Annotated in this window: 27 protein-coding genes; 17 read left to right on the top strand and 10 right to left on the bottom strand. The window is 74.7% G+C overall.

The window, feature by feature from the left end:
• Window positions 1–137 precede the first annotated feature (137 nt).
• Window positions 138–509 (top strand): YciI family protein, encoded by a 372-nt coding sequence (locus ACFXPX_RS13245; RefSeq protein WP_375891234.1) that lies wholly within the window; start codon window positions 138–140, stop codon window positions 507–509.
• An 86-nt stretch (window positions 510–595) separates the two neighbouring features.
• Window positions 596–1,837 (top strand): RNA polymerase sigma factor, encoded by a 1,242-nt coding sequence (locus ACFXPX_RS13240; protein ID WP_380588586.1) that lies wholly within the window; start codon window positions 596–598, stop codon window positions 1,835–1,837.
• Here the strand turns inward: ACFXPX_RS13240 and ACFXPX_RS13235 are convergent, their stop codons facing one another.
• Complete coding sequence (locus ACFXPX_RS13235; RefSeq protein WP_360237449.1) at window positions 1,838–2,305, bottom strand: MarR family transcriptional regulator; 468 nt, start codon at window positions 2,303–2,305, stop codon at window positions 1,838–1,840.
• Between the two features lie 113 nt (window positions 2,306–2,418).
• Between ACFXPX_RS13235 and ACFXPX_RS13230 the strand changes: the two genes are divergently transcribed.
• Entirely contained in the window at window positions 2,419–3,201 is a 783-nt protein-coding gene (locus tag ACFXPX_RS13230) for a dioxygenase (protein ID WP_380641061.1), read from the top strand.
• Between the two features lie 18 nt (window positions 3,202–3,219).
• Here ACFXPX_RS13230 and ACFXPX_RS13225 read toward each other — a convergent pair whose 3' ends face one another.
• From ACFXPX_RS13225 to ACFXPX_RS13215, 3 genes are all read right to left on the bottom strand, one after another.
• Complete coding sequence (locus ACFXPX_RS13225) at window positions 3,220–3,870, bottom strand: NAD(P)-dependent oxidoreductase (protein WP_380523507.1); 651 nt, start codon at window positions 3,868–3,870, stop codon at window positions 3,220–3,222.
• Window positions 3,871–4,019: 149 nt separating this feature from the next.
• Window positions 4,020–4,406 carry a VOC family protein gene (locus tag ACFXPX_RS13220; RefSeq protein ID WP_380523509.1) on the bottom strand — a complete coding sequence of 129 codons (387 nt, stop codon included), beginning with the start codon at window positions 4,404–4,406 and terminating at the stop codon, window positions 4,020–4,022.
• 4 nt (window positions 4,407–4,410) lie between these two features.
• Window positions 4,411–4,986, bottom strand: a complete 576-nt coding sequence (locus tag ACFXPX_RS13215; protein WP_380588598.1) for a GNAT family N-acetyltransferase — start codon at window positions 4,984–4,986, stop codon at window positions 4,411–4,413.
• 115 nt (window positions 4,987–5,101) lie between these two features.
• Between ACFXPX_RS13215 and ACFXPX_RS13210 the strand changes: the two genes are divergently transcribed.
• The 3 genes from ACFXPX_RS13210 to ACFXPX_RS13200 are packed head-to-tail and all read left to right on the top strand — an operon-like array spanning window position 5,102 to window position 7,852.
• Window positions 5,102–5,869, top strand: a complete 768-nt coding sequence (locus tag ACFXPX_RS13210; RefSeq protein WP_375891223.1) for an SDR family NAD(P)-dependent oxidoreductase — start codon at window positions 5,102–5,104, stop codon at window positions 5,867–5,869.
• Between the two features lie 30 nt (window positions 5,870–5,899).
• Window positions 5,900–6,265 carry a MerR family transcriptional regulator gene (locus ACFXPX_RS13205; protein ID WP_380523515.1) on the top strand — a complete coding sequence of 122 codons (366 nt, stop codon included), beginning with the start codon at window positions 5,900–5,902 and terminating at the stop codon, window positions 6,263–6,265.
• Window positions 6,266–6,316: 51 nt separating this feature from the next.
• Window positions 6,317–7,852, top strand: a complete 1,536-nt coding sequence (locus ACFXPX_RS13200; protein ID WP_375891219.1) for an AMP-binding protein — start codon at window positions 6,317–6,319, stop codon at window positions 7,850–7,852.
• On the opposite strand, the gene ACFXPX_RS13195 is transcribed toward ACFXPX_RS13200, so the two are convergent.
• Window positions 7,845–8,666, bottom strand: a complete 822-nt coding sequence (locus ACFXPX_RS13195) for a LuxR C-terminal-related transcriptional regulator (protein ID WP_380641059.1) — start codon at window positions 8,664–8,666, stop codon at window positions 7,845–7,847. The genes ACFXPX_RS13200 and ACFXPX_RS13195 overlap by 8 nt on opposite strands.
• A gap of 148 nt (window positions 8,667–8,814) precedes the next feature.
• Between ACFXPX_RS13195 and ACFXPX_RS13190 the strand changes: the two genes are divergently transcribed.
• On the top strand, window positions 8,815–9,666 hold the full coding sequence (locus tag ACFXPX_RS13190) for a TIGR03084 family metal-binding protein (protein ID WP_380588603.1): 852 nt from the start codon (window positions 8,815–8,817) through the stop codon (window positions 9,664–9,666).
• Window positions 9,667–9,853: 187 nt separating this feature from the next.
• On the opposite strand, the gene ACFXPX_RS13185 is transcribed toward ACFXPX_RS13190, so the two are convergent.
• The 3 genes from ACFXPX_RS13185 to ACFXPX_RS13175 all read right to left on the bottom strand — a co-directional run bounded on the left by ACFXPX_RS13185 (window position 9,854) and on the right by ACFXPX_RS13175 (window position 15,703).
• Entirely contained in the window at window positions 9,854–13,147 is a 3,294-nt protein-coding gene (locus ACFXPX_RS13185) for an error-prone DNA polymerase (protein WP_380641057.1), read from the bottom strand.
• A gap of 68 nt (window positions 13,148–13,215) precedes the next feature.
• Window positions 13,216–14,976, bottom strand: coding sequence for a DNA polymerase Y family protein (locus ACFXPX_RS13180; protein WP_380641055.1), 1,761 nt, complete (start codon window positions 14,974–14,976; stop codon window positions 13,216–13,218).
• A 1-nt stretch (window position 14,977) separates the two neighbouring features.
• Entirely contained in the window at window positions 14,978–15,703 is a 726-nt protein-coding gene (locus tag ACFXPX_RS13175) for a hypothetical protein (protein WP_380641053.1), read from the bottom strand.
• 312 nt (window positions 15,704–16,015) lie between these two features.
• On the opposite strand from ACFXPX_RS13175, the gene ACFXPX_RS13170 reads away from it, so the two are divergent.
• From ACFXPX_RS13170 to ACFXPX_RS13135, 8 genes are all read left to right on the top strand, one after another.
• Window positions 16,016–16,714: a helix-turn-helix domain-containing protein gene (locus ACFXPX_RS13170; protein WP_380641051.1), complete on the top strand. Its 699-nt coding sequence runs from the start codon at window positions 16,016–16,018 to the stop codon at window positions 16,712–16,714.
• A complete protein-coding gene (locus ACFXPX_RS13165) occupies window positions 16,711–17,448 on the top strand; it encodes an SRPBCC domain-containing protein (protein ID WP_380641049.1) in 738 nt (245 codons plus the stop codon). The genes ACFXPX_RS13170 and ACFXPX_RS13165 overlap by 4 nt, the downstream gene beginning before the upstream one ends.
• Window positions 17,449–17,574: 126 nt before the next feature.
• Window positions 17,575–18,147, top strand: coding sequence for a dihydrofolate reductase family protein (locus ACFXPX_RS13160; protein WP_375891204.1), 573 nt, complete (start codon window positions 17,575–17,577; stop codon window positions 18,145–18,147).
• A gap of 128 nt (window positions 18,148–18,275) precedes the next feature.
• A complete protein-coding gene (locus ACFXPX_RS13155) occupies window positions 18,276–18,584 on the top strand; it encodes a DUF6191 domain-containing protein (protein ID WP_380641047.1) in 309 nt (102 codons plus the stop codon).
• Window positions 18,585–18,672: 88 nt separating this feature from the next.
• Complete coding sequence (locus ACFXPX_RS13150) at window positions 18,673–19,263, top strand: DinB family protein (RefSeq protein WP_375891200.1); 591 nt, start codon at window positions 18,673–18,675, stop codon at window positions 19,261–19,263.
• 154 nt (window positions 19,264–19,417) lie between these two features.
• Window positions 19,418–19,870: a hypothetical protein gene (locus ACFXPX_RS13145; RefSeq protein ID WP_380641045.1), complete on the top strand. Its 453-nt coding sequence runs from the start codon at window positions 19,418–19,420 to the stop codon at window positions 19,868–19,870.
• A 327-nt stretch (window positions 19,871–20,197) separates the two neighbouring features.
• The gene (locus ACFXPX_RS13140; protein ID WP_380641043.1) at window positions 20,198–21,370 is read left to right on the top strand and encodes an SUKH-4 family immunity protein; all 1,173 of its coding nucleotides are present in this window, start codon (window positions 20,198–20,200) and stop codon (window positions 21,368–21,370) included.
• A 56-nt stretch (window positions 21,371–21,426) separates the two neighbouring features.
• The gene (locus ACFXPX_RS13135; protein WP_375891194.1) at window positions 21,427–21,807 is read left to right on the top strand and encodes a hypothetical protein; all 381 of its coding nucleotides are present in this window, start codon (window positions 21,427–21,429) and stop codon (window positions 21,805–21,807) included.
• Here ACFXPX_RS13135 and ACFXPX_RS13130 read toward each other — a convergent pair.
• Complete coding sequence (locus ACFXPX_RS13130; protein WP_380641041.1) at window positions 21,722–23,209, bottom strand: MFS transporter; 1,488 nt, start codon at window positions 23,207–23,209, stop codon at window positions 21,722–21,724. The two genes, ACFXPX_RS13135 and ACFXPX_RS13130, sit on opposite strands and share 86 nt — an antisense overlap.
• Complete coding sequence (locus ACFXPX_RS13125) at window positions 23,202–24,182, bottom strand: DMT family transporter (protein WP_380641098.1); 981 nt, start codon at window positions 24,180–24,182, stop codon at window positions 23,202–23,204. The genes ACFXPX_RS13130 and ACFXPX_RS13125 overlap by 8 nt, the downstream gene beginning before the upstream one ends.
• A 153-nt stretch (window positions 24,183–24,335) precedes the next feature.
• Here ACFXPX_RS13125 and ACFXPX_RS13120 point away from each other — a divergent pair, with 153 nt between their 5' ends.
• Window positions 24,336–25,226 (top strand): LysR family transcriptional regulator, encoded by an 891-nt coding sequence (locus tag ACFXPX_RS13120; RefSeq protein ID WP_380403252.1) that lies wholly within the window; start codon window positions 24,336–24,338, stop codon window positions 25,224–25,226.
• 244 nt (window positions 25,227–25,470) lie between these two features.
• Window positions 25,471–26,235, top strand: coding sequence for a MerR family transcriptional regulator (locus tag ACFXPX_RS13115; RefSeq protein ID WP_380523543.1), 765 nt, complete (start codon window positions 25,471–25,473; stop codon window positions 26,233–26,235).
• Window positions 26,236–26,386 lie beyond the last annotated feature (151 nt).

The following is a 26,386-nucleotide window of genomic DNA, read 5'->3' as shown; positions in this document are numbered from 1 at the left end:
CCGGACGACGAGCAGGGCCCGGACGGACGACAGGTAGGAAAAAGATTCTTCCCGGCCGATGTCGATCCGGCGCCGGCCCGATCGACGCAGGGGTGAGCGGCGGGGAACGGCCCCGCCCGCAGGACCGAGGAGTCACCATGCCGCGCTTCATGTCACTGATCCGGATCGACGAGAGCGCCCGGGGCGACTGGGAGCCCGACCCGGGGTTCGAGCAGCGGATGGGGGCCCTGTTCGAGGAGATCACCAGGGCCGGGGTGATGCTGGACACCGCCGGGCTGACCCCGACCGCTCAGGGCACCCGGGTGACCTGGGCCGACGGGAAGGTCGGCTACACCGACGGGCCGTTCACCGAGACCAAGGAGGTCATCGGCGGCTACGCGATCATGCAGTGCAAGGACAAGGCGGAGGCGCTGGAGTGGACCAGGCGCTTCCTGCAGACCCACCCGGCGCACTGGCAGGTCGAGGCGGAGGTCCGGCAGCTCGACGAGGCGCCGCGGCCCCCGCAGTAAGGGCGGTAGGGCGGTAGGGCAGTAAGGGCCGTAGCGACCGTGGCGCACGTTGCCTCCCGCTCCGCCGGCTGCTCTGATGGGTGGCCGTGACGGAGAGGGAGGCGACGGCGGTCGTCGAGGCGGCGTACCGGATCGAGTCCGCGCGGATCATCGCCGCGGCCGCGCGGATCGTCCGGGACGTCGGCCTGGCCGAGGAGTTGGCACAGGACGCGCTGGTGGCTGCGCTGGAGCAGTGGCCGCGCGACGGCGTGCCGGACAACCCGGGCGCCTGGCTGACGGCCACCGCCAAGCGGCGGGCGGTCGACCTGGTGCGCCGCCGGGAGGTCTACGCCCGCAAACTCGCCGAGGTGGGGCGGTCGCTGGAGGACGCGCCGGAGCCACCGGAGCCGTCCGGCCCGGACGACATCGACGACGACCTGCTGCGGCTGATCTTCACCGCCTGCCACCCGGTGCTGTCGGCGCAGGCGCGGATCGCGCTCACCCTGCGGCTGCTGGGCGGGCTGACCACCCCGGAGATCGCCCGCGCCTTCCTGGTGCCGGAGGCGACGGTGGCCCAGCGGATCGTCCGGGCGAAGCGGACGCTGGCGAAGGCGGGCGTGCCGTTCGAGGTGCCGTACGGCGAGGACCGGGCGCAGCGGCTGTCCTCGGTGCTGGAGGTCGTCTACCTGATCTTCAACGAGGGCTACTCGGCCACCGCCGGGGACGACCTGCTGCGCCCGCAGCTGTGCGAGGACGCCCTGCGGCTGGCCCGGGTGCTGGCCGCGCTGGTGCCCGGGGAGCCGGAGGCGCACGGGCTGGCCGCGCTGCTGGAGTTCCAGGCCTCCCGGACGGCCGCCCGCACCGGCCCCGACGGGCGGCCGGTGCTGCTGGCCGAGCAGAACCGGGCGCGCTGGGACGGGCTGCTGATCCGACGCGGCTTCGAGGCGTTCGGGCGGGCGGGCAGCGGGCCGTACTCGGTGCAGGCCGCGATCGCCGCCTGCCACGCCAGGGCGCGGCGGTACGAGGACACCGACTGGGCGACGATCGCCGCGCTGTACGAGCGGCTGCTGGTGCTGACGCCCTCACCGGTGGTGGCGCTGAACCGGGCGGTGGCCGTCTCGATGGCCCGGGGCCCGGCCGCCGCCCTGGAGCTGGTGGACGCCCTGGCGGCGGAGCCGGCGCTGCGCGACTACCACCTGCTGCCGAGCGTGCGGGGCGACCTGCTGGCCCGGCTGGGGCGGACGGCCCAGGCCCGGGCGGAGTTCGAGCGGGCGGCGGGGCTGACCCGCAACGAGCGGGAGCGGGAGCTGCTGCGGGAGCGGGCGGCCGCACTGGGCGACAGGCCCTAGCTAGGGGGTGTCGTCCTGGCGCAGGCGGGCGCTGACCGCGCCGAGGCCTTCGGCGAGGACGGCGAGCTGCTCGCGGGTGAGCACGTCGATCAGCAGCTCGCGCACCAGGGCGACGTGGCCGGGGGCGGCCTGGCGGAGCGTCTCCCGCCCCTGGTCGGTGAGTTCGGCGATGACGCCGCGCACGTCGCTGGGGCAGGAGCGGCGGCCGACCAGGCCCATCCGCTCCAGTTGGGTGACCTGGTAGGTCAGGCCGCTCTTGGAGGTGACCAGCTTGTCGGCGAGTTCGGTCATCCGCAGCGAGTCGCCGGGGGCGGCGGACAGGTGCACCAGGATCTCGTACTGCTGGTGCGAGAGGCCGGAGTCGTCCTTGAGCTGGCGCTCCAGCCGCCGGTTGAGCAGGTTGCTCGCGACGACGAAGCCCCGCCAGGCGGCCATCTCGTCCTGGTCGAGCCAGCGGGGTTCGTTCAGTGAGGACATGGGGTGAAGCCTACTCCTGTTGTTCAAATTCGAACGAAGGTGTACCGTCCCGGAGTAGAGGTTCAAATTTGAACTACCCACTCGTTCCCCTTGAGGAGGACACCTTGAGCACCGCGGCCCCCGAGCGCATGCCCGCCCTGTACCTCTCGCACGGCGCGCCGCCGCTCGCCGACGACCCGATCTGGCCGGGCCAGCTGGCCGCCTGGTCCGCCGACCTGCCCCGGCCCAAGGCCGTCCTGATGGTCTCCGCCCACTGGGAGGAGGCCCCGCTGGCCGTCGGCGCCGTCACCACCGTCCCGCTGGTCTACGACTTCTGGGGCTTCCCCGAGCACTACTACGCCGTCCGGTACGCCGCCCCCGGCGCCCCCGAGTTGGCCGAGCGCGTGCGCAAGCTGCTGCGCGCCCCCGGCACGCCCGTCCAGGACATCCCCGACCGCGGGCTCGACCACGGCGCGTACGTCCCGCTGGTGGAGATGTTCCCGGAGGCCGACGTCCCGGTGCTGCAGATCTCCCTGCCCACCCTGGACCCGCAGCGCCTGCTGGAGATCGGCCGCCGGCTCGCCCCGCTGCGCGACGAGGGCGTGCTGATCATCGGCAACGGCTTCTTCACCCACAACCTGCGGGCGCTCAACAGCGACGGCCGGACCAGCTCGGTGATGGCCGAGTTCGACGACTGGGGCAGGCGCGCCCTGGACGCCCAGGACCTGGACGCGCTGCTCGACTTCGAGCGCAAGGCCCCGGCCGGGCGGCTCGCCCACCCGCGCACCGAGCACTTCGCGCCGCTGTTCGTGACCCTCGGCGCCGGCGAGGCCGACCTCGGCAGCCAGCGCAGCGTGATCGACGGGTTCTGGATGGGGCTGGCCAAGCGGTCGATCCAGCTGGGCTGAACGGGTGAGCCCGGCGCGCTACAGCGAGCAGCAGGTGAAGCGCTCGCCGATGTGCTCGGGCTGCTCGATCTCGTCCACCAGGGCGACCGCGTAGTCCGGCACCGAGATCCGGCTGTGGCCCCCGGCGTCCGTGAGCAGTTGCTCCAGGCCGGTCCGGTAGCGGCCGGTCCGCTCCCCCGGGCCGATCTCCGCGGCCGGGCTGAGTACCGTCCAGCGGACGTCGGAGACGGTCCGGTAGTAGTCCAGCGCCTCGCCGTGGGCGTGCATGATCTGCAGGATCGGCTCCGGCAGGCCCGGGGCGTCCCAGACCCGCACGCCCGGGGCGGTCTCCAGGCTGCCCGCGCCGCCGACCGCGATCAGGCGGGGCGCGGCGCCGTCGGCGACCGCCCGCAGGCCCTCGACCAGTGAACGGGCGGCGGGCTCGATCAGCGCCAGGTGGCCCGGGCCGTCGCCGCCGCCGACGGCGCTCACCAGGACGTCCCGGCCGGCCGCCACCCGGGCCACGTCGGCCGGGTCCAGTACGTCGCCGCGCTCCACCCGGGCCGCCGCACCCCGGTAGCGGTCCGGCTCGCGGACCACGGCGGTGACCTCGTGCCCGCGGGCCGCCGCCTCCGCGACGACGGCACTGCCGATGCCGCCATTGGCGCCGATCACGGCGATTTTGGCCATGGGGTACCTGCCCGGTGCTCGGAGGGTGGCCTCGCTTCTCACTGGTTTCAGACAGCTCGATTATCGGACGGAAGCGCGAACGGCCGCCCGCGCAGGCCCCGGTGGAACGGACCTCGGCGGGCGGCCGTACTGCGGGGCGCGCCGGTGGTTCAGGACGCGCCGGTGGCGGTGCGCTCGGCCTGGCTGCGCTCGACGCACAGCTCGTTGCCCTCCGGGTCGGCCAGGGTGACCCAGCCGGTGCCGTCCGGGCGGCGCTGGTCCGACACCACCGTGGCGCCCAGGGCGAGCAGGCGCTCGACCTCCTCGTCACGGCTGCGGTCCTGCGGCTGGAGGTCCAGGTGGACCCGGTTCTTCACGGTCTTGCCCTCGGGCACCCGGATGAACAGCAGATCGGCACTGGCGGAGATCACCACCGCCTCCGGGTCACCCGGGTTGTCGTCCTCGGCGAGGGTGCCGTCCAGCACCTTCGCCCAGAAGTCCGCGAGGGCGAACGGGTCCGCGCAGTCGATCGTCACATGACGTACCAGAGAAGCCATGGGCTCACTCTGGCCGGTGCCGTTCGGTCGTGTCCAGCCTTTTCCGGCAGTGCCGGTGCCCGTCCAGCGGGTACGACGGCGGGAAGGCCGGGACGACCTCCGCGAACGCGTAGCCGCTCTTCTCCGCGACCCGGCAGGAGGCGTCGTTGTCGCCCTCGTGCAGCAGGTCGATCCGGAGCAGGCCGTCCGCGGCGAAGGCCTCGAAGGCCCAGACGGTGAGCGCCTCCACCGCGCGCGGGGCGACGCCCCGGCCGCGTGCCGCGGCCGCCGTCCAATAGCCGACCTCGGCCCGCTCGCCGCCCGGGGTACCGCGCTTGAGCACCACGTTGCCGACCAGCTCGCCGGCTTCGAGGACGGCGAAGGCGTACCGGGTGCCGTTCGCCCAGCCCTCGTACTGCACGGCCAGCCAGTGCGCGGCGCGCTCCGGGCCGTCCGGGTAGGTCCGGGTGTAGCGGCGCAGCGTGCCGTCCCGGTAGGCCTCGATCAGGGCCGGGGCGTCGGCGTCCTCGAAGGGGCGCAGCAGCAGGCCGTCCGCCGTCGGGAAGGTGGTCAGGGCCGGGTCGGGTCGGTGGTGGTTCATGGTGCTCTCCCCCTGGGTTCGGAACCGCTGCGCGATCTTCCTGACGGACGGACGGCCACCGCTCGACGGTTGCGGCTTGACCTTGACGCTGGCGGCAGGGTCGGAGAGTGCTCCCATGAGCGAACAGAACGAAGCGGGGACGGGTCGGGTCGTGGTGGTCACCGGGGCCGGGACGGGGATCGGGCGGGAGACCGCGCGGGCCTTCGCGGCCGAGGGCGCCCGGGTGGTGGCGGTCGGGCGGCGCCCCGGGCCGCTGGCGGAGACGGCGGCCGCGCACCCGGGGCTGATCGAGCCGCTGGTGGCGGACGTCACCGGACCGGACGCCCCGGAGCGGATCGTCGGAACGGCCCTGGAGCGGTACGGGCGGCTCGACGTGCTGGTGAACAACGCCGGCATCGTGCAGAACACCCAGCGCCTCGGCGACTTCCACCGGGCCGGGATCGAGACACTGCTGGCCACCAACCTGGTCGCCCCGGTGCTGCTCGGCCAGGCCGCGCTGCCCGCACTGGCCGAGAGCCGGGGCGTGGTGGTCAACGTCAGCACCGCCGTCGGACAGCGCGGCTGGCCGACCAACTCGGTGTACGCGGCGGGCAAGGCGGCGCTGGAGACGATCACCCGCAGCTGGGCGGTCGAGCTGGCGCCGCGCGGCATCCGGGTGGTCGCGGTGGCGCCCGGGGCGATCGACACCCCGATCGGCGAGCACTCCGGTTTCAGCCCCGAGCTGTCGGCGGCGATCCTGGAGTGGCAGTTGGGGCTCACCCCGCTGGGCCGGATCGGGCGGCCCGCCGAGGTGGCCTGGGCGATCACCCAACTCGCCTCGCCGCAGGCCTCGTTCGTGACCGGCGTAGTGTTGTCCGTGGACGGGGGCGCGCTGGTGGCCTGAGGAACCGACGGACGGACGGGCGGGGCGGCGGTGCGGATCGGTGAACTGGCGCGGCGGACGGGCAGTACGGCCCGGGCGCTGCGGCACTACGAGCAGGCCGGGCTGATCGACTCCGAGCGGGCGGCCAACGGCTACCGGGAGTACCGGGATTCGGCCGTCCCGCGGGTCCGCAACATCCGCGCTCTGGTCGCCGCCGGGCTCACCATGGAGGACCTCCGGCCGATGCTCACCTGCCTGGACGGGGACGTCCTCGCCCGGCCGCCGTCCGAGCGGGTGCTGGGGGTCGTCCGGGAGCGGCTGGCGGCGCTCGAACGCCGGATCGCCGCCCAGACCGAGGCCCGTGACCGGCTGCTGGTGGCGCTGACGGCGGCCGAGCGGCTGCGTTCGAACGGGTGACACCCCCGATCGGGGGTGTGCAGCGGGCGCGCGGGATAGGACAGTGGGCGCATGCAGATTCCACTCTCCGTGCTGGACTTCCTCGACCGGGCCGAGCTGGTCTACGGCGACCGGGTCGGCATCGTCGACGAGCCGGTGCAACCGGCCGAATCCTGGGGCGAGCTGAGCTACCGGCGGATCGCCGGGCTCGCCCGGGCCCAGGCCGCCGGGCTGGACCGGCTCGGCGTCGGTCCGGGCGAGCGGGTCGCGATCGTCTCGCACAACTCGGCCCGGCTGCTCACCGCCTTCTTCGGGGTGAGCGGGTACGGCCGGGTACTGGTGCCGGTCAACTTCCGGCTGCGGGCCGAGGAGGTCGCGTACATCGTCGAGCAGAGCGGCGCCTCCGTCCTGCTGGTCGACCCCGAACTCGCCGACGCGCTGCACGGGGTGGTGGCCAAGCACAAGTTCGTGCTCGGCGCGGACAGCGACGCGCTGCTGTACGACTTCGACCACGCGCCCCGCCGGTACGCGATCTCCGAGAACGACACCGCGACCATCAACTACACCAGCGGAACCACCGCCCGCCCCAAGGGGGTTCAGCTCACCCACCGCAACGTCTGGCTGAACGCGACGCTGATGGGCCTGCACTACGGCGCGAACGACCGGGACGTGTACCTGCACACCCTGCCGATGTTCCACGCCAACGGCTGGGGCCTGCCGTTCTCGCTCACTGGACTCGGCGCCCGGCACATCGTGCTGCGCAAGGTGGACGGCGCCGAGATCCTGCGCCGGGTCGAGCGGCACGGGGTGACCTTCCTGTCCGGCGCGCCCGCCGTGGTGCAGATGGTGCTGGACGCGGCCGCCGACTGGGACGGCCCGGTGCCCGGCCGGGACAGGGTGCGGATGATCGTGGCCGGCGCCCCGCCGCCGACCTCCGTGGTGCAGCAGGTCGAGGAGCAGCTGGGCTGGGAGTTCATGCAGCTCTACGGCCTGACCGAGACCGCGCCGATCGTCACCGTCAACCGCTCGCGCGCCGAGTGGGACGCCCTGCCGGCCGCCGAACGGGCCGAGAAGCTGGTACAGGCCGGCGCGCCCGCGCTCGGCACCCAGCTGCGGGTCGACGCCCAGGGCGAGGTGCTGGTGCGCTCCAACACCGTGCTGGACGGGTACTGGCAGCAGCCGGAGGCGAGCGCCGAGGCACTGCGGGGCGAGTGGTTCCACACCGGCGACGGCGGCACCCTCACCGACGGCCAACTGTCCATCTCGGACCGGAAGAAGGACGTCATCATCAGCGGCGGGGAGAACGTCTCCTCGATCGAGGTGGAGGACTGCCTGTACGGCCACCCGGCGGTGGCCGAGGTCGCGGTGATCGGGGTGCCGCACGAGAAGTGGGGCGAGACGGTCAAGGCCCTGGTGGTGCTCCGGGAGGACCGGGCGGCCGTCACCGAGGCGGAGTTGATCGCGCACTGCAAGCAGCGGCTGGCCGGCTACAAGTCGCCCACCTCGGTGGAGTTCCGCGCCGAACTGCCGCGCACGGCCACCGGGAAGCTGCAGAAGTTCCGGCTGCGCGAGCCGTACTGGAGCGGGCGGGAGCGCCAGGTCAACTGACGAGTCCGGTCTCCCTGGCCGCCAGGGCGAGTTCGGTCCGGTTGCGGACACCGAGCTTGTGCATCGCGGACTTGAGGTAGCCGGTCACGGTGTTGCAGGTCAGGCCCAGGTGGGCGGCGATCTCCGGATTGGTCCGGCCGGTCGCCGCCCAGCGCAGCACCTCGTGCTCGCGCCGGGTCAACGGCCGTGCGGGCGGCACCGGTTCGGGCTTCGTACGGCTCCAGGCCGCCGCCCCGGCGAGCGCCCGGGCGGCCGTCGCCGCCAGCCGGCCGACGGCGGAGATCCGGACGTCCCCGAACGGGACGACGGTGCGCAGCGAGGCGTACACCACGCCGTGCACGGTGTCGCCGTCCAGCAGCGGGACGGTGAGCATCGCGTACAGGTCGTCGGCGGCCACGGCCGCGTCGTACTGGTGCGAAATGGTCGTGGCCGCACGGTAGTCGGGTACCCAGGTGGGCGCGCGCTCGGCGAGCGCCCGGCCGCCGAGGCCGAGGCCGGCCGGGACGGGCACGTCGTGCAGCAGGTCCGCCCGGGTGCCGGCCCAGTGGCGCAGCACCATGCCCTCGCTGCCGGGGCGGCGGCCGGGCAGCGGCTCGGGCACGCCGACCAGCCCGACGTCGGCACCGCACTCGGCCACCACCCGGCGGGCGAGGTCTCCGAGCACCGCGCGGCGCACCAGCTCGGCGGCGCGGGCGGCGAGTTCGGGGTCGTCGGAGTCGGCGGGGTGGTGGGAGCGGTGGGGGCGCTCGGGGTGGTCCGGGCGCTCGGGGGCGCCGAACGGCACGGCAGTGAGGGGGTCCGCAGCCCTGGTCATCGCGGAATTGTCACACGCGGTGCGACCGGAGGCGAGAGTCCTGACGTGCGTGTTCCGTGGAGTGGCGGGCGTCGGCGCCGGTCGGGGCGTAGGGTGCGGCCGCGGGCTACCGACCAGTAGCAACCGCGCCGAGCGGAGGGAAGAGCCGATGACCGACCCCGACACCCCCGACACCCCGGGCACGCCGGGCGCCCCGGGCCACGTCCTGCACGGCCTGCTGGCCGACCTGCGGGCCGAGAGCGCCGTCCTGGACGGGCTGGTGGCCGGACTGTCGGCCGCGGACTGGGCCGCGCCCACCCCGGCCGAGGGCTGGACGGTCGCGCACCAGATCGCCCACCTGGCCTGGACCGACGACTGGACGGCACTGGCCACCCGCGACCCGGAGGGCTTCACCGCCTCGCTCGGCGGCCGCTTCACCCAGCTGCTGGCCGCCGGCGCCGACCCGGTCGAGGACGGCGCCCGGGAGGGTGCGGCCGCCGAACCCGCCGCCCTGCTCGCCCGCTGGCGGGCCGGGCGGGCGCAGGTACAGGCCGCCCTCGCCGCCGCCCCCGCCGACGTCCGGCTGCCCTGGTTCGGCCCGCCGATGAAGCCCGCCTCGATGGCCACCGCCCGACTGATGGAGACCTGGGCGCACGGCCAGGACGTGGCGGACGCGCTGGGCACGACCCGGGAACCCACCGACCGGCTGCGGCACATCGCCCACCTGGGCCTGCGCACCCTCGGCTTCGCCTTCGCGGCCCACGGCCTGCCCGCGCCGCAACGCCCGGTGCGCCTCGAACTGACCGCACCCGACGGGGGTTCGTGGGCCTTCGGCCCGACCGACGCGATGGACGTGGTGACCGGCCCGGCCCTGGACTTCTGCCTCCTGGTCACCCAGCGCCGCCACCGCGACGACCTCGCCCTGACCGCCACCGGCCCGATCGCCACCATCTGGCTGCCGATCGCCCAGACCTTCGCCGGCCCTCCCGGCAAGGGCCGGCAGCCCGGCGCCGGAGCCTGACCGGCCCGGAGCGGGTCCGCGCACAGACTGCACCGGACCACGACCGCTACCACGCGCGGCACGACCGGAAGTTCGGGGACAGCATGCGCGTTCCCGAGCCGTTCGACTTCGAGCTGGAGCTGAGCGGGCTGGTGCGTTACCCGGACTGAGCGCGACCGGGCTGAGCACGACCGGGCGGACCGGGGCCTCAGAGGCCGATCCGGAGTGGGGCGAGGCGGGTGGCGATCAGGTTGGTGGCGCCGCGGTCGCGTTCGATGTGGCCGTGCACCAGGAGGCCGGCCCGGTCCAGGGCGGTGCGGCGCTGGGACTCCCAGACCGGGCGGTTGCAGATCACGTTGATCAGGCCGGTCTCGTCCTCCAGGCTGAGGAAGAGCACCCCGCCGGCCGTCGGCGGGCGCTGGCGGTGGGTGACCAGGCCGCCGACCACCACGGCCGTTCCCGTTGGCACGTGCGGGAGTTGGGCGGCGCTGAGCGCGCCACCGCGGTCCAGGTGGGCGCGCAGGTGCTGGAGCGGGTGGCTGGTGGCGGAGGTGCCGGTGGCCCACAGGTCGGCGATGGCCTCCTCGACCGGGCTCATCCCGGGCAGTTCCGGCGCCTCGGTGCCGGGCGTGGTGCCGGGGAGCAGTTCGGCCGAGATCCCCGCGAACGCGCCTGCCGCCCACAGCGCCTGACGTCTCGTCAGGCCGAAGCAGTCGAAGGCCCCGGCCGTCGCCAGCGCCTCCAGGGCGGGCGCGGGCAGACCGGTGCGGCGGGCGAAGTCCTCCAGGTCGGCGTACGGCTGCCCGGCCGCGATCAGCTCGGCCTGCGGGGTGCCGATGCCGCGCACCGTCTCCAGGCCGAGCCGGATGGCCGGTTGGGGCCGGCCGGCGGTCAGCGGCGGCGCGGGGGTCGGGCCCCGGTACGGCTCCAGGGTGGGGCGCGGCCCGCTGGCGTTGACGTCCACCCCGCGCACCCGTACGCCGTGCCGGCGGACGTCCGCGACCAGGCTGAGCGGCGAGTAGAAGCCCATCGGCTGGTTGGCCAGCAGGGCGCAGGTGAAGGCCGCCGGGAAGTGGTGCTTGAGCCAGGCGCTGGCGTACACCAGGTAGGCGAAGCTGATCGCGTGCGACTCCGGGAAGCCGTAGTTGGAGAAGGCCTCGATCTTGCCGTAGACGTCCTCGGCGACCTCGGCCGGGATGCCGCGCTCGGCCATCCCGGTGAGCAGCCGGTCGCGCAGCCGGGCGACCCGCTCGTGCGAGCGCTTGGCGCCCATCGCCTGGCGCAGCCGGTCGGCCTCGGCAGGCGTGAACCCGGCGCAGTCGATGGCGAGTTGCATCATCTGCTCCTGGAACAGCGGCACCCCGAGGGTCTTGCCGAGGGCGTTCTCCATCAGCGGGTGCGGGCAGCCGGGCGGCTCCGCCCCGGCGCGGCGGCGCAGGTACGGGTGGACGGAGCCGCCCTGGATCGGGCCGGGGCGGATCAGCGCGACCTCGACCACCAGGTCGTAGAAGTGGTCCGGCTTGAGCCGGGGCAGGGTGGCCATCTGCGCCCGGGACTCGACCTGGAAGACGCCCACGGTGTCGGCGCGGCGCAGCATCGCGTACACGCCCTCGTCGTCGCCCGGGATGCCGGCCAGGTCGTAGCGCAGGCCGTGGTGGAGCGCGATCAGGTCGCAGGCGTCGTGCAGCGCGGCGAGCATGCCGAGGCCGAGCAGGTCGATCTTCACCAGCCCGGCGCCCGCGGTGGACTCCTTGTCCCACTGGAGGACGGAGCGCCCGGGCATCCGGGCCCACTCGGTCGGGCAGATCTCCCCGATCGGCTCCCTGGTGAGCACCATGCCGCCCGAGTGGATGCCCAGGTGGCGTGGCAGGCCGTGGAGTTGGGCGGCGAGCGAGAGCACGTCGGCGGGGATGACGGCGTCCGCGCCGGGGGCGGAACGGAAGTCGGTCTGCCGGCTGAAGGCGTCCACCTGCCCCTGCGGGTAGCCGAGCACCCGGGCGGCGTCGCGGATCGCCAGCCGGGGGCGGTAGGTGATCACGTTGGCGACCTGGGCGGCGTGCTCGCGCCCGTAGCGGCGGTAGACGTACTGGATGACCTCCTCGCGGCGGCGGTTCTCGATGTCCAGGTCGATGTCGGGCGGGCCGTCCCGGGCGGTGGACAGGAAGCGCTCGAACAGCAGCTTGTAGTGGACCGGGTCGACGGCGGTGATCCCGAGGGCGTAGCAGACCGCCGAGTTGGCGGCCGAGCCGCGGCCCTGGCACCAGATGTCGTGGCTCCGGCAGAAGTCCACGATGTCGTGGACGATCAGGAAGTAGCCGGCCAGGTCGAGGTCCTCGATCACGTCCAGTTCCTTGGCGAGCTGGCGGCGGGCGGCGGCGTTGCCGGGGCCGAAGCGGGCCGGGCCGCCGGCCGCGACCAGGGCGCGCAGGTGGCCGATCTCGGTCTCCCCCTCGGGGACGGGGTAGCCGGGCAGTTCCGGGTCCAGCTTGGCGAAGTCGAAGGCGCAGGCCCGGCCGAGTTCGGCGGTGGGCCGCCGGACGCCGGGGAAGCGGGCCAGCCGGGCGGCCATCTCCCGGCCCGAGCGCAGGTGCGCGGTGCCGGAGGCCCTCGTCCAGCCGGCCGCCTCCTGGAGGGTGCGGCGCCCGTGCAGGGCCGCCAGGCTCTGGGCGAGCCGGCCCTGGGCGGGGCCGGCGTGGTGGGCGTTGGTGGAGGCGACGACCGGCAGCCGCAGTTCTCCGGCGAGCGCGGCGAGGGCGTCGTTGCGCCGGTCGTCGCCGGGCAGCCACTGGTCGATCAGCTCGACGTACACGTTCTCGCGGCCGAACGCCTCGGTGAGGGTGCGCAGTCGCTGCTCCGCCCCGCCGGTCGCGAGGGCCGCCGGGACCCGGCCGAGGCGGCAGCCGGTGAGCACCGCCCAGTGGCCGTCGTGCGCCCCGGCGAGCGCGGCGAAGTCGTACGCCGGACGGCCCTTGGCGCCGCCGGCCAGCTGGGCGGCGGCGATCGCGGCGGAGAGACGGCGGTAGCCGGCCGGGTCGCGGGCCAGGACGAGCAGGTGCTCGACGTCCTCGGCACCCGCGCCTCTCGCACCGTGACGGATCGTCAGTTCGGCGCCGAAGACGGTGGCCACGCCCGTTCCCCGGGCCGCCTCGGCGAGCCGGACCGCTCCGTACAGGCCGTCGTGGTCGGTGATCGCCAGGGTCTCCACGCCCAGCCGGGCCGCCTCGGCGACCAGGTCCTCCGGGTCGCTGGCGCCGTCCAGGAAGCTGAAGGCGGAGTGGACGTGCAGTTCGGCCCAGGGTTCGGCAGGGGGTTCCTCGGCGGGGGGTTCGGTGGGGGCTTCTTCGGTGGGGGGTTCGGTGGGGGTCTCCGAGGTGGGGGCTTCCTCGGTGGGGGTCTCCGAGGCGGGGCGGCGCAGCGGGACGACCGTGCGGTCCGGCGCGGCGCCGGTCAGCCGGCGGTGCAGTTCGCTCCAGGGGACGGTGGGGTGGCTGGTGAAGCCCATCGGGGTTGCCTTCGTCGCTCTCGTACTGGTCCTGCCCCCCTGTCCCCCTGCCGCGGGCCTTCGGGCCGCTAGTCGTAGCCGGCCTCCAGGTACCACGCACCCCCCTCCACGGTGAGCAGCAGCGCCCGGCCGCCGTCCACCACCACCTGGAACCGCGCCCGGCGGCGGGCGAGCGACTGGTCCCACCAGTACTCGACCGCCGGCCAGGGCCCGGTCCAGGCCGCCACCCGCTCCTCTCGGCCCCGGGCCACGACCAGGGCCGGGCGGCCCGACACCCCCGCCCGGCCGTCCACCGTGACCGGTCGGCCGGCCTCGTCCAGCACCCGGACCGGCGCCGGCTCGCGCAGCACCACGGCCGGCCAGAGGTCCGCCGACCGCTCCGCCAGCCGCCCCGGCCAGGGCGCGTCCGCCGCGGCCGCCGCCTCGTACGGCTCGCCCCACGGCACCCGGACCTGCTGCTCGCCCGGACCACGCCCGCCCGCCGGCTCGATCCGGCGCAACCCGGCATGCCCGAGCACCGCCTGCACCCGGGCCACCGCGCGCTCCACCCGGTCGTCCGCGACGGCCTGGCCCCACAGGGCGAGCTGGCGGCCCTGGTCCGGGGAGAAGCCGTCGGGGGCGAGGCGGAGCAGGGCGAAGCCCTCCTCGCCCCCGGGGCTGGCGGGGCTGCCGGTGCTGCCAGTGCTGCCCTGGCCGTCGGTGTTGCCGGTACTGCCGGGGCCGCTGGTGAAGGTGCCCATGCCCTGCCAGGCCTGGAGCTGCCAGCGGACCCGTTCGGCCAGGGCCGTCGCGGACAGCCGGCCCTCGTGCCGCCACAGCCGGGAGACCGTCCGGCCGTCCGCGCAGGCCACCTCGACCGCCACCCGGCGGCAGGTCAGCCCGGCTCCGGCCAGCCGCCGGTGCAGCTGCTCGGCCAGCGTGCGGGCGACGAACACCAGCGGCTCGGTCGACGGCTCCGGCGGGTCGAAGCGCTGCTCGACGGCGAGGTCCGGCTCCTCGCCGCGCGGCACCAGCGGGCGCGGCTGCAGGCCGCGGGCCAGCCGGTGCGCGACCGTCCCGGTCGGGCCGAAGCGGTCCGCGACCGCCTCGGGCGGCAGCGCGGCGAAGGCCCCGACGGTGGGCAGGCCGAGCCGCCCCAGCAGCTCGGCCAGCGTCTCGTCACCCAGCGTGGCCACCGGGTAGGGGGCGAGGAACTCCGCCGTACGACCGGCGGGCACCAGCACCCCGGCGCGGGCAGCGAGCACGGCGGCGAACAGGCCGTCGGCGACGCCGATCCGGGCGTGGGGGGCGGTCGGTCCGGTGGCCGGTGCGGCGGTGGGTCCGGTGACAGGTACGGCGGGCGGGCCTGGGGTGGCGGGCGTGGCGGGCGGGCCTGGCGTGGCGGGCACTGCCACCGCGCCGGGGACGGCGTCCGGGACGGGCGGTCGCCCGAGGGCGTCCGCCACCGCCGCGCCGACCAGGGCCGCGAGCGCCTCCTCGCCGCCGAAGTAGCGGCCCGGGCCCTTCACCGGAATGGCGCACAGACCCGGGCGGATCACCTCCACCCGGGGCGTGAACGCCTCCACCGCCGCGACCACCGGCTCGAAACGGCGGGTCTCCGCCTCCGGGTCGCGGTCGCGCAGCTCCAGTTCCGGGCAGAGCCGCTGGGCCAGCTTGAGCCGCTGCCCCTGCCGCACCCCGGCAGCCCGGGCGCCCGCGGAGCAGGCGAGGATCCGGCCGGCCTCGGTCACGGCCACCGGGTCGTCACCGGTGACGGCCACCACCGGCCAGTCCGGGCACCAGACCACCAGGACCCTGGGGGTCCGGTCGCCGTCGGGCGTCGTCGGCATGTCACACCACCGCCGCCACGAGCGGAGCCGCCACGGGAACGGCGGGGACGACGGCGGAAACGACGGGGACGACGGCGGGAACGACGGGGACGGCCGCGGGGCCCGGGGGAACGGCGAGGGGCTGCGGCTGCTCCCGGACCGGGCGCACCGCGCCGTGCTCGTCCGGCAGCCAGAGCCGGGCCGTCCGGCCGCGCACCGCCGAACCGCGTCCCTCGGCCACCACCTCCACCTGACGCCCGGCAAGCTGCCCGTGGCCGTCCCCCAGCCCGAACCAGCGCCCGGACCGCACCCCCAGCCGCAGCACCGCCCCCGGCCATGGCCCGGCCACCAGCAGCACGCAGCCGGTGCGCCGCAGCACGGCGGCCAGACGGGCGGCCAGCTTCGGGGGCACCGGCCCGTCCGGGCGCAGCATGATCAGTTCGACCGCGCCGGCCAGCACCGACACCACCTCGGGCCAGTGCCGCCCCGGGTCGTCGGCGACCAGCAGGCGGCGCAGGTCCAGGCCGTACCCCTCGGCGGCGGCGAGGCCCAGCTCCGGCAGCCCGACCGCGGCCGCCCAGCCGCCCCCGGTCTCCCGGACCCCGGCGGCCAGCGCGAGCAGCAGTCCGGCGTCCTCGCCCGCCACCGACACCGCCGTCCCGCGCCGCAGTCCGCCGTCCGGCAGTACCTCGCGCAGGGCGGGCACCACGGGCACCAGTCCGCGCCCGGCCGCCTGCCCAGCCGTCAAGCCAGCCGTCATCCCGTCCGTCAACCCGTCCGTCCGCACGCTCTCGGACGCGGGCACGGCAGCCGGGAGCGCCACCGGCCGCAGCACGGGGCGTGCGGGCTGCTGTTCGACGGTGGATTCGAAAGAAGGTTCGAAAACGGGCACAGCCCCAGGATCGAACATCCGTTCGCAAAGATTCAAGTCCACCCCGCCACCCCCATCCGTCACGCTCCGTGTCGGATGCGCCGAATGCCGGAGCCCCCTTGGCTCTTTCAGGTGACCGACAACCCTTTTTTCCTTGACAAATTTTTTTGTCGGTCGGATGCTGGAGGAGTGCTGGACGTCGCCGTGATCGAAGAACCCGCCGCGGCCGAGGCCTCCCTGGACCCGATCCGGTCCCGGATCCTCGCCGCCCTCGCCGAGCCCGGCTCGGCCGCCATGCTGGCCACCCGGCTGGAACTGCCCCGGCAGAAGGTCAACTACCACCTGAAAGAACTGGAACGGCACGGACTCGTCGAACTCGCCGAGGAACGACGCAAGGGCAACGTCACCGAACGGGTTTACCGCGCCACCGCCGCCTCCTACGTGATCTCCCCCAGCGTCCTGGCCGCCGTGAGCCCCGACCCCTCCCGTTCCCCCGACCAGCTCTCCGCCCGCTGGCTGCTCGCCCTGGGCTCCCGGCTGGTGCAGGAGGTCGGGGCCCTGCTCACCGGCGCCTCCCGGGCCGGGCGCCGGGTCGCCTCCTTCGGCATCGACGCCCAGGTGCGGTTCGCCTCCGCCGCCGACCGGACGGCCTTCGCCGAGGAACTGTCCCTGGCCGTGGCCACCCTGGTCAGCCGCTACCACGACGAGTCCGCCCCCGGGGGCCGCAGCCACCGGGTGGTCGTCGGACTCCACCAGATCCCCTCGGCACCGCAACCCGAGGACGACCGACCGCAACCCGCGGACACCCGACCGCAACCCGCGGACACCCGACCGCAGCCCACGGACACCCGACCGCGGCCCGAGGCCGACCAGGAGAACCGGACATGACCCACCCCTTCGAGATCGAACTGGAGACGACCCTCCCGGCGAGCCCGGAACAGGTCTGGGAGGCCATCGCCACCGGACCGGGCCTCGACTCCTGGTTCATGGGCCGCAACGAACTCGATCCGCGCGAGGGCGGAACCGCCGGCATGGAGATCGGCGGCCACCGCACGGAGGCGGTGGTCACCGCCCACGAGCCCGGCAAGCGCCTGGCCACCCGCACCGCCACCGCCGAGGACGGCCGGTTCATGGCCTTCGAGTACCTGATCGAGGGCCGGGACGGCGGCAGCACCGTGCTCCGCGTCGTCCACAGCGGCCTGCTCGGCGACGACTGGCAGGACGAGTACGACGCGCTGCGCCGCGGCTGGCCGTTCCACCTGCACACGCTCCGCGAGTACCTCACCCACTTCCCCGGCCGCACCGGCACCCCGGTCTTCGCCGCCGCGCCCGGAGGCGGACGCCCGGACCCGGAGGTCCGCGGCCTGCTCGCCGACGCCCTGTCACTGCCGCTCCCGGTCACCGTGGGTGCCCGGGCCCACGCCGGACCGGCCGGACTGCCCGCACTGGACGGGGAGGTGGTCTGGGCGGACGACGAACGCTTCGAACTCCGCACCGCCGACGGGCTCTACACCTTCCACCACGGCGCGGGGACGGTGCTGATGTTCCACCACCTCTTCGGGCCCGCGACGGACGGGGCCGAAGCCGCCTGGCAGCGATGGCTGGCCGGGCTCCTCGCCTGACCGACGCGCACGCATCGCCCGTCCGACGTACGCAGAGCCACGAGAACCGTAGACCCGCGAGAACCGCAGTCCCGAGAGCCGCAGTCCCACAAGAACCGCAGAGCCACGAGAACCGAGGAACCACCCATGCGCACCCTGATCAGCACCGCCTTCGTCTCGCTCGACGGCGTCGTCGAGGCCCCCGGCGGCGAACCCGGCTACCGGAACTCCGGATGGACCTTCAAGGACGTCGAGTTCGTCCCCGAGGCCTACGAGATCAAGGGACAGGAGCAGGAGGAGGCCACCGCGATGCTGCTGGGCCGGGTCAGCTACCAGGCGTTCAGCCCGGTCTGGCCGGACATGCCGGAGTTCGCCCGCTACAAGACGCTGCCGAAGTACGTCGTCTCCACCACCCTCACCGAGGACGACCTGGTGTCGAACTGGGGCGAGACCACCATCCTGCGCTCGGTCGACCAGGTCGCGGCCCTCAAGGAGACCGAGGGCGGGCCGATCATCCTGCACGGCAGCGCCGCCCTGAACCACAGCCTCTCGGACGCCGGCCTGATCGACCGCTACCACCTGCTCGTCTACCCGCTGCTGCTCGGCGCGGGCAAGCGCCTGTTCAGCGCCACGGACAAGGACGCCCAGAAGCTGGAGCTGGTCGAGCACCAGGTCTACGGCAACGGCCTGCAGAAGCAGATCTTCGACGTCGTGCGCTGACCGGCGTTCCCGCCGCGCGTTCCCGGCGTTCCTGGTGTGCGTTCCCGGCGTTCCCGCCGCGCGTTCCCGGCGTGCGTTCCCGGCGCCCGGGCCTGTTGCGGACCGCCGGGGACACGGATACTCGACCCATGGGACTCCTCGTCTTCGTCACCCTGCCCGGGCTGGTGGTGCTGCTCACCGTGCTGGCCCTGGTCGACCAGTTGCTGCTGCGCGCCGGACGGGCCGGGCTGCTGCCCTGGCGGACCCCGGCGCGACAGGGCCAGATCTCCGCCACCGGCCTCGAGCAGCTGCACGCCAGCTTCTCGGCGGGCAAGCAGCACGAGCTCAAGGAGCGGCAGTCCTCGCTGATGCAGCGCGACGACGACGAGAACGGCGCACCGCGCAACCCCACCGGGGTGGACCTCGCCCGGGGCACGGCGGTGATCCGGCGGGGCTGACCGGGCAGGAGGGCTGACGTCCCGTCACGCTTGAACCGGTCGGTCTTAAACCGGTGGACAGGCTCCCGGCCGTCACCAGACTGATCCCATGACGGCGAACGACGACAAGAACGACCTGCGGATCTACGTCCAGGACGCCCGCGACGCCCTGCTGTGGAAGCTGGACGGCCTCTCCGAGTACGACCTCCGGCGACCGCTCACGCCCACCGGCACCAACCTCCTGGGACTGGTCAAGCACGTCACCGGGGCCGAGGCGCTGTACCTCGGCGAGACCTTCGGGCGCCCCTTCCCCGAACCGACCCCGCTGTGGTTCGTCGGCACCGACGAGCCGAACGGCGACCTGTGGGCCCGGGCCGAGGAGAGCACCGAGGAGGTCCTCGGGCGCTACCGCCGGGTCTGGGCGCACTCGGACGCCACCATCGAGGCGCTGCCGCTGGACGCCGTCGGCCGGCTCCCGTTCGGCGACCGCCCGCAGCAGACCCTGCACCGGGTACTCGTCCACCTGATCGCCGAGACCCACCGGCACGCCGGCCACGCCGACCTGGTCCGCGAACTCATCGACGGCGCCACCGGCCAGCGGTCCGACGGCGCCAACACGGCCCCCGGCGACGCCTCGTGGTGGCGGGCCCACCACGACCGGGTGGAGCAGGCGGCCCGACGGGCCGGCGGACTCGCTTGAGCCCGGGGGCGGGAGTGGGAGCGGGGACAGGGATGGGGACAGGGACGGGGGCGGGGGCGGACACGGGGCGGGCGTCAGGACGTCCGTACGGTGCGCGCAGTGCGGGGGCGCCGCCGTCCGGAGCATCGGGCAGTTCCTGCACCAGGGGCGGGAGTTGTGGTGGGACGCCGAGCTGCACTGCCCGTCCTGCGGCCCGCACCTGTGCGAGCACGCGGGCCCGGAGGCGATGCCGACGGACGTCCGGGCGGCGCTGCTGGCCGCCCACGGTCCGGCCCGACTGCGGCTCTCCGGTCCGCCCGACGATCCGCCCGGCGATCCGCTCGGGGATCCGGTGGCGGCCCTGCGGGTGCTGCGGGACGGGGCCGGGGTCACGCTCCACGAGGCTCAAGAACTGCTCGACGAACTACGGGAGTTCGGGCTGAGTGGGACGGCCGTCGAGATGGCGTGGTGGCAGGTGCAGCTGGCTGAGCGGGGTGTCGCGGCGGAGGTCGAGGAGGGCTTCGGGCGGGCGTACCGCTATGTGGGGCCGCCGGAGTTGTACCCGTCGGGGCCGCGGTCGGCGGAGTTGCGGCCAGCGGGGATGCAGCCGTCGGAATTGCGGCCGTAGGCCCCCGGGAATCCGGGCGGCCGACCCGTACGCGCCGAGGGCGTGTTCGCCGCCTGGACGGGCGGGCGGTGCGGCATCGTCCGGGAGGGGCACCACGTCTGCGTCTTCTGCGACGCGGACCTGCCGGAGCGGTGGAACGTGGACGAGGTGGTGCACCCGTAGGCACCGGCACGAAGGGGTGGGTGCGGACTCGCAGCTTCGAGGGGGCGGACCCGGGGGCCGGCTGCCGGCCGGGGAAACCGCCGTGGCGCTGTCGGGTCGGCCCGCTAGGGTCGGGTGGAACAGGGGGCGGAACGGGGAAGGGCGGGGCACGTGGAGTGTGTGCGGGTGGCCGGGGTGCCGGGTGGCGTGGTGCACGAGGGGAGCCGGGAGTTCCTGGTGCGGGAGGGGCTGCCGGCGGCCGGGGCGTTCCTGGACTTCCGGGTGCTCGGCGGCGGCTCGCTGAAGGCCTTCCCGACCGCCGGCGCGGAGCGGCTCTTCATCCTCGGGGAGACGGACTACTGCACCCCCTTCGCCCCCGTCGGCGACCTGGTGCTGCTGGACGGGACCACCGGCGAGGTGCTCCTCGGCAACGGCGGCCCCCGACGGGACCTGCTGGCCTCCGACCTGCCCGCACTGGCCGCGCTGGTACGGGAGGTGGAGGCCGTGGGCGAAGCGGCCCGGCGCCCGGAGGCGCTGGACGGACGGCGCGGGCCCGCGGTGGTGGCCGAGGTGACGGCCGGTGCCGAGCGGCGGATGCGGGAAATCGACCCCGGGCTGTTCGGGCGCGACGCCACGCCCGCGCACTGGAGTACGGCCCTGCTGGTCCGCGCACTGGGCTGGGGCGCGCTGCCCGGCGGCCCGGGCGGCCCCGCGTACCGGGTCGACACCGAACTGGTCGCCGAGCTCGCGGCGCTGACCGACGAGGACGGCGGGGCGGGCCGGGTGCACCGGTTCCGGCCGGAGTCGCTGCCCGCCGCGCTCACCCACGAGCCGACCCGCCGACTGCTGACCGAGGTCGGCCTGCCGCTCGGCGGCGCGATGTTCGGGGTGTGCGAGGAGCCGCTGGTCACCATGGCGGAGGCGTACCCCGAGTACTTCGACGGCGAGGAGGAACGCCCGTACCAGCGGGACTACCTCGCGCTCGGGGACTGGCCGTCCGACCTCACCATCGCCCTGGACGGCGCCACCGGGCGGCTGGAACTGCCCGACTGGTACGACGACGGGCAGCCCGAGGCCTACCTCAACCGCGACCTGACCGCCCTGCTCTACGCCCTGTGGACGTACGAGCGGCTGCGCGCCGAGTGGGAGCGCTGGGAGCACGGCCGGGAACGCGGCGGCGAGCACGGTGGCGAGCACGGCCGGGGTCGGGACACCTGGGCGGTGTTCGACCCGCAGTCGCTGCTGAGCACCGTGGTGGACCGGCTGGTCGAGGGCGTCGACCCGGAGGCCTTCGCCTCGCCCGGGCGGTCCTGGCGGCTGCTCGCGGAGGACGGGCACCTGGGCGGGCTGCTCGGCTGAACGCCGGGGGGACGCTCCTCCCTCGGCCGGCGCCGCCGCGCCGGTACGCTGCCCCGGTGACGAACATCCGTACGGCGGCCGGGCGAAGACGGGTGGTGCTCCTCGGCATCGGCGCCGGCCTCTCCCTCACCTCGGCGGGCGCGCTGTACGCCCTGCTGTACGTGCGGTCGCTGGACTACGGGGAGCGCTGCGAGCGCGGCCTGGTATCGGGCGGCGGTCGGCTGCTGGAGACGGGCGCCTCCTGGCTCCCGCCGGACGCCTGGTGCCGGTTCGAGGACCGGAGCCTGTCCACCACGCCGTTCTGGGCGCTGCTGCTGTTCTACGCGTTGCTGACCGTGGTGGTCTGGTCGGTCATCGCGCTGGTGCACACCGTCCGTCCGCGTCCGGACCCGGGGCTGGACTGGCAGCCGAGGCACGGTACCGGGCCGGGCTGGTAGGCGCGCAGGCGGTTGTGCCGGTGGGGGCGGTGGGGGCCGCGCCGCTGAGGGCGGTGCTGGTGGCCGTGCTCACCGGTGCTGCGGGCGGTCGGCGGCGGGTGCGCAGCGGGGACAGGTAGACCGGCAGGAAGGCCGTCGCGAGGACGGCCCCGCCGAGCCAGAGCGTGGTGCGCAGGCCGAGGAGTTCGCCGAGCAGCCCGGAGAGCGCGGAGCCGATCGCGAGCGCGCCGAAGAGCAGGAAGCGGAAAGTGGCGTTCATCCGGCCGAGCAGGTGGTCCGAGGTCATCCGCTGACGCAGGCTCACCCCGAGCACGTTGTCCATGCCGGTCTTGAGCGAGACCAGCAGCCAGCCCGCCCCGGCCAGGAACAGCCACGGCCCGCCGACGATCATCGGCACCAGCAGTCCGGCGGGCGCCAGGCACAGACCCGCCAGAGCGAGGGTGCGACCGTCACCGAACCGGGCCGAGACCGGGCGGGCGCAGCGCGAACCGAGCAGGATGCCGACCCCGCCGACCGCCCAGAACAGGCCCAACGCCCAGGCCGGGAGGTTCAGTTCACGGACGAACAGCACCGGGAGCAGGGTGTTGACCAGTTGCGAGCCGAGGTTGTTGAGGGAGGCGGTGGCGGCCAGGGCCCGCAGCTCCGGGTTGCCGAGGACGTGCCTCAGGCCCTCGGCGATCTGCGCGCCGAGGCCGGGGACGGGGACGGGGACGGGGACGGGGATGACGGGGCGGGTGGCGGTGTCGGGGTGGGCGGCCGTGGGGACGTCATCGGCGGGGATGTCGGCGGCGGGGACGTCATCGGCGGGGGTGCGGCGCAGCGCGGTGAGCCGCAGGGCGGAGCCGAGGTGGCTGAGCGCGGTCACCGCGATCGCCAGTGGCGCGGTGAGCAACTGGACCAGCATCCCGCCCGCACCGCGTCCGGCGACGTTGCCGACCGCCATCAGCCCGACCACGGCGGAGTTCGCGTCCACCAGATGCTCCCGGCCGACCAGCCCGGGTAGCACGCTCTGCGAGCCGACGTCGAAGAAGACCGTGGCACCGCCGGTGAGCAGCGCGACCGCGTACAGCTGCCCGAGGGTGAGCCCGCCGAGCCACCAGGCCAGCGGGACGGAGGCGTAGAGCGCGGCCTTCACCAGGTCGGCCACGATCAGGACGCGGCGGTGGTGCATCCGGTCGACCCAGGCGCCGGCGGGCAGCCCGATCAGCAGGAAGGCGAGGGTGCTCAGGGTGGCGAGCAGACCGGCCTGGCCGGGGCCCGCGCCGAGGGCCTCGACGGCGACCAGGGGGACGGCGACGTAGCCGACGTTGGTGCCGAGTTGGGTGAGAGCGGTGGCGGTGAAGAGGGTGCGGAAGTCGGGGATCCGCCAGAGGGAGTCGGGGCGCATGGTCCGTTCAGTCACGTGCGAGGTCCGGGAGGACGGGGGCGGGGTCCGGGAGGACGGGGGCGGGGGCGGAGGCCGGGGCGGGGGCGGGCTTCGGCCGGTGCTTCACGAGGAACACCCCGGCCAGGACGACGGCCATCCCGGCCACCGCCCGTGCGGTCAGCTGCTCACCGAGGAACAGGGCGCCGAGCGCGGTGGACACGACCGGCAGCAGGTAGCCGACGGTGGCGGCACCGGTCGGGCCCTCGGTGGCGATCAGGCGGTAGTTGAGGTGGAAGGTCAGCCCGGTGCAGGCGATGCCGAGGACGGTGACGGCGGCCAGGCCGAGCGGATCGGCGCCGGCGAGCGGGTTCAGCGGGCCGACCGTGGGCAGGGCGATCGCGCTCAGCCCGGCGGCGGCGGAGAGCTGGGCGGCGGAGAGGGCGAGCGGGGCGGTGTCCGTCCCGGCGAATGCCCGGGCCATGTAGGCGAAGGCGATGGCGTAACTCGCCGCCGCGCCGAGCAGGGTGAGCGCCCCGGGGATGCTGATGCCCCCGCCGGCGCCGCCGATCCCATCACCGATTCCGTCACCGATTCCGCCGCCGTCGCGCCACGGGGCGAGGATCAGCAGCACGCCGGCGAAGCCGAGCAGCAGACCGACGAGGCGCAGTGGGCCCCGGGCCCGCTCGGTCCCGAGGGCGAAGCCGATCAGCAGCGACCAGAGCGGGGTGGTCGCGTGCAGCACCCCGGCCAGGCCGGAGCCGACGCTGCGTTCGCCGTAGGCGGTCAGCAGGAACGGCAGGGCGTTGCAGAAGAACGCGGCCACGGCGAGCCGCCGCCAGAGCGCGCCGCCGCGTGGCAGGCGTTGCCCGGCGGAGCGGGCAAGCAGCAGCAGGACGGCGGCGCCGAGGGCGGCGCGCAGCACGGTGATCTGCACCGGCGTGAGCCCGTGTTGCAGCGCGATCCTGATCCAGAGGAAGCCTGAGCCCCAGAGCAGGGCGAGGACGGCCATTCGCAGCACGGTCCAGCTCCTTGTCGATGGTGGTGTCGGTCGGGTTTCGGGGTGCCCGATGACGGTCGCGCGCGGTGATCACTTAGCACAAGCGAAAAGTTCTGAACCACCTTTAAGCTGCGCTGCATGATTGCCTCACTCGACGTCCGCCGGATGCAGGTGCTGCGCGCCGTGGTCGACCACGGCTCGGTGAGCGCGGCCGCCGGCGCACTCGGCTACACCCCGTCCGCCGTCAGCCAGCAGGTGGCGACGCTGGAGCGGGAGACCGGGACGGCGCTGCTGGAACGGATCGGGCGCGGCGTGCGACCGACCGCCGCCGGACTGCTGCTCGCCGGGCACGCGGCAGCCATCGACCGGCAGGTCGCCGAGGCGGGCGCGGCACTGGCCGACCTGCGGGCCGGACGGACCGGCTGCCTGACCGTCCGGTACTTCACCACGGCCGGTTCCGCCCTGGTGGCACCCGCGTTGGCCGTCTTCCGCCGCGAGTACCCGGGCGTGCGGCTCGACCTGGGCCTGACCGACCCCGTCGACCCGCTCATCGAGGTACGGGACGGTCGGGCCGACCTCGCGGTGGTGTTCCGGGCCGAGGACGCCCCGACCGGGCTGCGGTTGGTGCACTTGCAGGACGATCCGTACCGCGCCGTGCTGCCCCGGGGTCACCGGCTGGCCGGGCGGCGCGTGCTGGACCTGTCCGAGCTGGCGGACGAGCCCTGGGTCGGCGCCGAGCCGCCCGGCCCCTGTCGGAGCCTGGTGGAGGACGCCTGCGACGCGGCCGGATTCCGTCCGGCACTCGCGGTGGACGGCGCGGACTACGTCACCGCGCAGGGCTTCGTCGCGGCGGGGCTGGGAGTGTCGCTGCTTCCGGAACTGGGCCTGACGCAGCGCCACCCGGGCGTCACGGTCTGCCGGGTGCGCGGCCCGGAGCCGGTACGGACCCTGCACGCCGCCGTACGGGAGGGTGCCTGGGGGCAGCCGGTGCTCGGGGCGCTGGTGGCAGCACTCCGATCGGTGGCAGCTCCCGCGTCGGCGGTGCGGACGGTGTAGGTGGCGGGGGGTGGGTTGTCGGCGGAGTGGGCGACGGAGGCGGTGCGGGCGATCACCGCCCGCGCGGCGCAGGCGGTGATCGCGCGCGCGGCGCACGCGGTGATCGGGCTGCAGCGGTCGGACTTGAAGTTGCCGCAGCGGCAGCTCCTACGGTCGTGACCGGGGCCGGAGGAACCGGCCCCGGTCCGAGCGGACGTGCACGGTGACGGAACGGGGCGACAGCCCCGCAGGAGAGGAGACGGCGATGGCCTGGCCGATCGCGGAAGTCGCCCGGATGTCGGGCGTGACGGCCCGCACCTTGCGGCACTACGCCGAGATCGGGCTGCTGCCCCCGGCCTGGATCGGCTCCAACGGCCACCGCTACTACGAGGAGCGGCAGTTGCTGAAGCTGCAGCAGATCCTCGTGCTGCGGGCACTGGGCGTGGGGCTGACCGAGATCTCCCGGATCGTCGGCGCCCAGGTCGACGAACTGGAGGCCCTGCGGGGCCACCACCGCCGACTGGTCGCCGAGCGCGACCGGCTCGACACCCTGGCCGCCACCGTCTCGCGCACGATCGCCGACCTGGAACGCTCCCGGAAGGACGGCACACCCATGACCAGCATCAACCGGCCCGAGAACCTGTTCGACGGCATCCAGCCCGCCGACATCGAGAGCAGCCTGCGGGACTTCCCCGAGCACATCGAGGCCACCCGGCTCGCGACCGCCGGGATGACCCCGGCGGAGATCGAAGCCGGCCAGCGCGAGCGGACCGCGCGGATGGTCCGCCTGGCGGAACTGATGGCCGCCGGCCACCCGGCCGAGGGCGAGCGCACGCAGCAGATGGTCGCTGAGGACTACCGAGTACTCATCGGTCTGCGGACCGGTGTTCCGCTGGACGAGTACCTCGCCCTCGCCCGCTCGTGCACGGAGAACGAGCAGTGGAGCGCCGCGTACGAGGCCATCGCTCCCGGGCTGGCTGCCTACCAGCGCGCCGCCATGGAGGCGTACGCGGCGGCTCGGCTCTCCTGAGCCGAGGCACGGGGCTCGGACCGGCGGCCCGACCCCGCCCGGTGGGGCGGGGGCGGCTCGGCGGAGCCGCCCCCATCGGGGAGTCCGCACGGCAGCCCCCGCCCCCCGGTGGCCGTCCCGGTCCGGGTCGGCCACCGCGGTCCTGGTCGGC

Origin of the sequence: Kitasatospora sp. NPDC059146, assembly GCF_042786665.1 — a bacterium.
In the GTDB taxonomy this organism is placed as follows: Bacteria; Actinomycetota; Actinomycetes; order Streptomycetales; family Streptomycetaceae; genus Kitasatospora.
Note: the sequence above shows the minus strand (reverse complement) of the source record. Positions and strands in the feature narration are given on the sequence as shown.

Excerpts from the sequence above, each read along its gene's own strand:
- ACFXPX_RS13125 (WP_380641098.1), bottom strand. The coding sequence starts at position 24,182 with ATGGCCGTCCTCGCCCTGCTCTGGGGCTCAGGCTTCCTCTGGATCAGG.
- ACFXPX_RS13200 (WP_375891219.1), top strand. The coding sequence starts at position 6,317 with ATGCAGATTCCACTCTCCGTGCTGGACTTCCTCGACCGGGCCGAGCTG.
- ACFXPX_RS13120 (WP_380403252.1), top strand. The coding sequence starts at position 24,336 with ATGCAGGTGCTGCGCGCCGTGGTCGACCACGGCTCGGTGAGCGCGGCC.
- ACFXPX_RS13180 (WP_380641055.1), bottom strand. The coding sequence starts at position 14,976 with ATGCCGACGACGCCCGACGGCGACCGGACCCCCAGGGTCCTGGTGGTC.
- ACFXPX_RS13215 (WP_380588598.1), bottom strand. The coding sequence starts at position 4,986 with ATGAACCACCACCGACCCGACCCGGCCCTGACCACCTTCCCGACGGCG.
- ACFXPX_RS13220 (WP_380523509.1), bottom strand. The coding sequence starts at position 4,406 with ATGGCTTCTCTGGTACGTCATGTGACGATCGACTGCGCGGACCCGTTC.
- ACFXPX_RS13245 (WP_375891234.1), top strand. The coding sequence starts at position 138 with ATGCCGCGCTTCATGTCACTGATCCGGATCGACGAGAGCGCCCGGGGC.
- ACFXPX_RS13150 (WP_375891200.1), top strand. The coding sequence starts at position 18,673 with ATGACGGCGAACGACGACAAGAACGACCTGCGGATCTACGTCCAGGAC.
- ACFXPX_RS13195 (WP_380641059.1), bottom strand. The coding sequence starts at position 8,666 with ATGACCAGGGCTGCGGACCCCCTCACTGCCGTGCCGTTCGGCGCCCCC.
- ACFXPX_RS13185 (WP_380641057.1), bottom strand. The coding sequence starts at position 13,147 with ATGGGCTTCACCAGCCACCCCACCGTCCCCTGGAGCGAACTGCACCGC.
- ACFXPX_RS13115 (WP_380523543.1), top strand. The coding sequence starts at position 25,471 with ATGGCCTGGCCGATCGCGGAAGTCGCCCGGATGTCGGGCGTGACGGCC.
- ACFXPX_RS13160 (WP_375891204.1), top strand. The coding sequence starts at position 17,575 with ATGCGCACCCTGATCAGCACCGCCTTCGTCTCGCTCGACGGCGTCGTC.
- ACFXPX_RS13210 (WP_375891223.1), top strand. The coding sequence starts at position 5,102 with ATGAGCGAACAGAACGAAGCGGGGACGGGTCGGGTCGTGGTGGTCACC.
- ACFXPX_RS13165 (WP_380641049.1), top strand. The coding sequence starts at position 16,711 with ATGACCCACCCCTTCGAGATCGAACTGGAGACGACCCTCCCGGCGAGC.
- ACFXPX_RS13225 (WP_380523507.1), bottom strand. The coding sequence starts at position 3,870 with ATGGCCAAAATCGCCGTGATCGGCGCCAATGGCGGCATCGGCAGTGCC.
- ACFXPX_RS13155 (WP_380641047.1), top strand. The coding sequence starts at position 18,276 with ATGGGACTCCTCGTCTTCGTCACCCTGCCCGGGCTGGTGGTGCTGCTC.
- ACFXPX_RS13190 (WP_380588603.1), top strand. The coding sequence starts at position 8,815 with ATGACCGACCCCGACACCCCCGACACCCCGGGCACGCCGGGCGCCCCG.